At 61.9% G+C, this 4,770-nt stretch carries 4 protein-coding genes and 1 pseudogene; 3 read left to right on the forward strand and 2 right to left on the reverse strand.

Annotated features, from left to right (window positions below):
* The 3 genes and pseudogenes from ACRCSW_RS15265 to ACRCSW_RS15275 all read left to right on the forward strand — a co-directional run.
* A pseudogene (locus ACRCSW_RS15265) lies at positions 1–425 on the forward strand (hypothetical protein); the annotation flags it as partial.
* Positions 426–463: 38 nt separating this feature from the next.
* Positions 464–802 (forward strand): type II toxin-antitoxin system RelE/ParE family toxin, encoded by a 339-nt coding sequence (locus ACRCSW_RS15270; protein WP_438706444.1) that lies wholly within the window; start codon positions 464–466, stop codon positions 800–802.
* A gap of 5 nt (positions 803–807) precedes the next feature.
* Entirely contained in the window at positions 808–1,131 is a 324-nt protein-coding gene (locus ACRCSW_RS15275; RefSeq protein WP_438706446.1) for a helix-turn-helix domain-containing transcriptional regulator, read from the forward strand.
* A 54-nt stretch (positions 1,132–1,185) separates the two neighbouring features.
* Here the strand turns inward: ACRCSW_RS15275 and putA are convergent, their stop codons facing one another.
* The gene (putA, locus tag ACRCSW_RS15280) at positions 1,186–4,281 is read right to left on the reverse strand and encodes a bifunctional proline dehydrogenase/L-glutamate gamma-semialdehyde dehydrogenase PutA (protein ID WP_438706448.1); all 3,096 of its coding nucleotides are present in this window, start codon (positions 4,279–4,281) and stop codon (positions 1,186–1,188) included.
* Positions 4,282–4,429: 148 nt separating this feature from the next.
* Positions 4,430–4,770: EamA family transporter (locus ACRCSW_RS15285; protein WP_438706449.1), on the reverse strand; the 341-nt coding region annotated here is incomplete at its 5' end.

A 4,770-nucleotide genomic window follows, 5' to 3' on the forward strand; every position in this document is an offset into this window, starting at 1 on the left:
AGAAGTGGCCCCTTCGTGGCAAGATCTTTCCCACGTCAACGGGTGGCGGGTTCACTGCCTATCACAAGGGAAAGGAGAAGATTGACCGGTTGGTTGCTGAGGATGGCGGCGAGCCGGTCGCACCGTGGCGCCTACACGACCTTCGCAGGACACTCGCAACGGGCTTCCAGCGGCTGGGCGTTCGTTTCGAAGTGACCGAAGCCGTGCTAAATCACGTCGGGGGGTCTCGCGCCGGGGTCGCCGGCATTTATCAGCGCCATGACTGGAAGGCTGAAAAACGCGAGGCGCTCGACCTTTGGAACGATCATATTGTCTCGATTCTCGCCAAGACCGGCGAAGTTATCGACGGCGTGAACTTCGGCAAAGCCGACAGCGCCACTGTCGCACGGCCAACTCTCCCCTCAGACGCTGCCGCAGCAGCCTAGACAGAAGGTAACGAATATGTTACCAATGGCGGTGCAATGTGATTGTTGAGGAATATGTTCGCGAGGATGGCTCCTGCCCGTTCCGGCGCTGGTTTGACGACCTCGATGTCCAGGCCGCAGCCAAGGTGGCAACAGCCATCGTCCGTATGGAACTGGGCAACCTGTCGAACGTCAAATGGATCGGCGGTGGGCTTGGCGAATATAGGATCGACTGGGGGCAGGGATACCGGCTCTACGTCACCCAGGAAGGGGATCAGCTGATTATCCTCTTCGTGGGCGGAACCAAGAAGCGGCAGCAGGCCGATATCAGGCAGGCGAGCGCATTGCTCGACGAATACAAGGGCCGGAAGGCCATGGCGAAGAAGGCTAGGAGTTAGGCAGAGTGGCGCTGACACGCGATTTCAAGGAGACGGTGAAGGAGCGCGCAGCACGCGATCCTGCTTTCGCCAAGGCCATGCTCGACGAAGCGGCGACTGCCTTCCTCAACGGCGAGGCCAGTGTCGCGCGATTGATCCTGCGCGATCTCGTCAACGCATCTGTCGGATTCGAAGACTTGGCTGCCGAAACTCAGCGTCCCAGCAAAAGCCTGCACCGGATGCTCTCGGAGAACGGAAATCCGAGCATGGACAATCTCGCTGCGATTTTTGTGGCGTTGAGACGACGCCTGGGCGTTGTGATTGAAGCGCATGCTGTGGAATTGGCATAGCTTAACCATCCAGCCGTCTCCTAATGGAGATCCGCTCCTAAATCATGCCAGCCATTACCCCAGCTGCAACAGCGCCGGATCGCCGCCTTGCGCCATGATGTTGACCGAGATCGCGCGTTCGTTGGCAAAGCGGTGGAGCGCGTGAGGGCCGCCCGCCTTCGGTCCGGTCCCGGACAGGCCGACCCCGCCGAACGGCTGCACGCCCACCACCGCGCCGGTGATCGAGCGGTTGACGTAGATATTGCCCGCTGGAACCAACGCCTGCACCTCGCGGGCAAAGCGTTCGATGCGGCTATGCACGCCGAGCGTCAGGCCATAGCCGCGTGCGGCGAGGCGGGCGGCATAGTCGGGCAGGTCTTTGGGATCGTAGCGGCAGACGTGCAGGATCGGTCCAAACACTTCGCGTTCCAGAAAGTCAGGTGCCCGCACTTCTGCGATGACCGGGCCGAAGAAGTGGCCCGGCGCGTCCTTGCCGGGGTGGCGGGCGATTATTGTCGCTTCGCGCTCCAGCCGCGCGACATGCGCTGCCAGACCGGCCAGTGCCTCCGCATCGATCACCGGGCCGACATCGGTGGACGGCAGCGCGGAATCGCCAACGACCAGCGCTTCAAGCGCACCGGACAGGCATTCCAGGATTCCGTCGGCGCTATCATGCGGCAGGAACAACATGCGGAGTGCCGAACAGCGCTGCCCGGCAGAACCGAAAGCGGAATTGATCACATCGTCGACCACTTGCTCACGCAGCGCAGTGGTATCGACGAACATCGCATTCAACCCGCCGGTTTCAGCGATGAAGGGGATGATCGGGCCGGTTCGCGCCGCAAGGCTGCGATTGATCGCCCAGGCCGTTTCGGTCCCGCCAGTAAACGCGACGCCATCAATGCCGGGATGCGCCACCAGCGCCGCGCCGATGCTGGCCCCGTCACCGGGCAATAGCGCCAGCAGGTCCGGGGCAAGACCGCAGCCGTGGAACAGCTTCACCGCTTCGGCGGCGATCAGCGGGGTCTGCTCCGCTGGCTTGGCAAGGACGGCATTGCCTGCCGCCAGCGCGGCAGCAATCTGCCCGGTGAAAATAGCCAGCGGGAAATTCCACGGCGAGATGCAGACGAAAATGCCGCGCCCGAAAAGCTGCCATTGGTTAGTCTCGCCGACCGGCCCGGTGAGCGTCTGCGGGGCTGTAAACTCACGCTCGGCCAGGCAGGCGTAGTAGCGGCAGAAATCGACCGCTTCGCGCACCTCGGCAACGGCGTCGCCCACGGTTTTACCCGCTTCGAGCGCCAGCAAAGCCATCAGCCGGTCCATCTGACCTTCCAGCGCATCGCCCATCGCCCGCAAAATGGCGGCGCGCGCAGCCCCGCCGCTTTTGTCCCATGCCGGTTGTGCAAGCCGTGCGCGCCTGATGGCTTCGTCGATCTGGGCGGCACTGGCATCGCTGACGGCACCGATGACCTGGCTCCGATCAGCAGGGCTGAAAACGTCGCGCGGTGCCTTGCCGTCGAGCTTGCCGCCAACGATGGCTCCGGCCACCGGCTGCGCTTGTTTCTGTGCGGCAATGGCGGCAGCATGAGTGGCGCGGGTGCTGGCTTGGCTGACATCGCGGCCCAGCGGATTGGCGCGGCCCGCACCGTAAATGTCGCGCGGCAGGGCGATGCGCGGATGCTTGCCCGGCTGCGCTTCGACCAGCGCAACCGGATCACGGACAACGTCCACGGCGGGGACTGTCTCATCAAGCAAGACATGAACGAACGAGCTGTTCGCACCGTTCTCCAGCAGCCGGCGAACGAGATAGGGCAGCAGATCCTCATGCCCGCCAACCGGCGCATAGGCGCGCACGATCAGCGGGCCATATTCATCCGCGGCGGCTTGATAGAGCGCTTCCCCCATCCCGTGCAGCCGCTGGTGCTCGATGGCGACTCCTGCCGCAGCGGCCATGTGGCGCACGGCGGCGAGCGTGTGGGCGTTGTGGCTGGCGAATTGGGGGTAGAGATGCGGGCTGGCGTCAATCAACGCCTTGGCGCAGACAAGGTACGACAGATCCGTCGCGGCCTTGGTGGTGAACACCGGATAGTCAGGCGTGCCCGCCACCTGGGCGCGCTTGATCTCGCTGTCCCAATAGGCACCTTTGACGAGGCGGACCATGATCCGCCGCCCGGAGCGCTGTGCCAGATCGCGCAAAGCCGCAATCACCCCCGGCGCGCGCTTCTGATAAGCCTGAACCACCACGCCCAGACCCTGCCAGCCGCCCAGTTCCTCCTCATGTGCCAGTCGCTCAACCAGCTTCAGAGACAGCACCAACCGATCGGCCTCTTCGGCATCAATCGCGAAATTGAGATCAAACTTGGCGGCGATAAGCGCCAGCGCTTTGACGCGCGGATATAGCTCCGACCACACCCGGGCTTCCTGCACGGCTTCATAGCGTGGGCATAAAGCGGACAGCTTTACCGAGACACCGTGGCCCTGTTCCGGTCCTGCTCCGCCAGAAGCCTTGCCGACAGCTTCAATGGCGTCGCCGTAGATCGCTGCGTATCGCGCCGCATCCTGCGCCGTTCGCGCGCCTTCACCAAGCATATCGAAGGAGCACAGCATCTTCTCGCGCTTGGCGCGTTTCAAGGCGTCGCCAATCGAGCGGCCCAAGACAAACTGTTCGCCCATGATCCGCACGGCAGCGGCCACGGCTTGCCGGATGACCGGCTCACCCGCGCGTGTCGTCAGGCGCTTCAGATAACTTCCCACATCGCGCTTTGCTTCGTCTTCAACATCGACCAATTTGCCGGTGAGCATCAGCCCCCAAGTGGAGGCGTTGACGAACAGGCTGTCGGCCTTGCCGAGATGGCTCGCCCAATCGGCCATGGAAATCTTCTCGGCGATCAACCGGTCACGCGTCTCGGCATCGGGTGTGCGTAGCAGCGCTTCGGCAAGGCACATCAGTGCCAATCCTTCGCGCGTCCCCAGCGAGAACTCTTTCAGGAAGCTTTCGACCACACCTTGCTTGCGGGCCGATGCTCGCGCGCCTTCTACCAGTGTAGCGGCTTGCGCGACCACCTGGTGGCGTTCATCTGAACCAAAAGGAACCGCTGCCAGCAGGCCGGCTACCACGACCGCTTCGTCGGCAAATTTCACACCATCGAGGGCGTCCAGTGCAACGTCCATTTCCATCATCCCAACTCCAGCCTTTGTCCGGCGAATCTAGAGGAGGATTGATTGAATGTGCTTCGTTTGTTTGAAAAAAAACCGATATATTATCACAAAATGCGCTATATGGCTATCAATTCTTCGTCATTAGGTCGATAATGACGAATCAAAATCCTTTCGTATCGAATCGCCCTCTCCGACTTGCCGAAGTCAGCGCGGTGCCACCTGATGCGATCATGATTGCGCCGATGGCGCACGCCTGCTTGAGTGACAATTGTTCTCCAAGGATCAGGAAGCCCGAAAGGGCAGCGACGGCGGGCGCTGCACTCAACATGATCGCGAAGGAAGAAGGCGGCAGCATCCGCATGGCCCTGATCTCAAGAAGATAAGGAAGCGCGCTCGAAAGCGCCGCGATGGCAAGGCCAGACAGAAACAGTTTTGGTGCAAAAATGCTCGTCCCAGCATCAGCCAATCCGACAGGAAGGGCTATTCCAGTCGCAATAAGCA

The sequence above is a fragment of the Tabrizicola sp. genome (genome assembly GCF_051645465.1).
Classification (GTDB): Bacteria; Pseudomonadota; Alphaproteobacteria; order Rhodobacterales; family Rhodobacteraceae; genus Tabrizicola.

What these genes read in the sequence shown, in the direction of transcription:
- putA (WP_438706448.1), bottom strand. Translation starts at nt 4,281, where the DNA reads ATGGACGTTGCACTGGACGCCCTCGATGGTGTGAAATTTGCCGACGAA.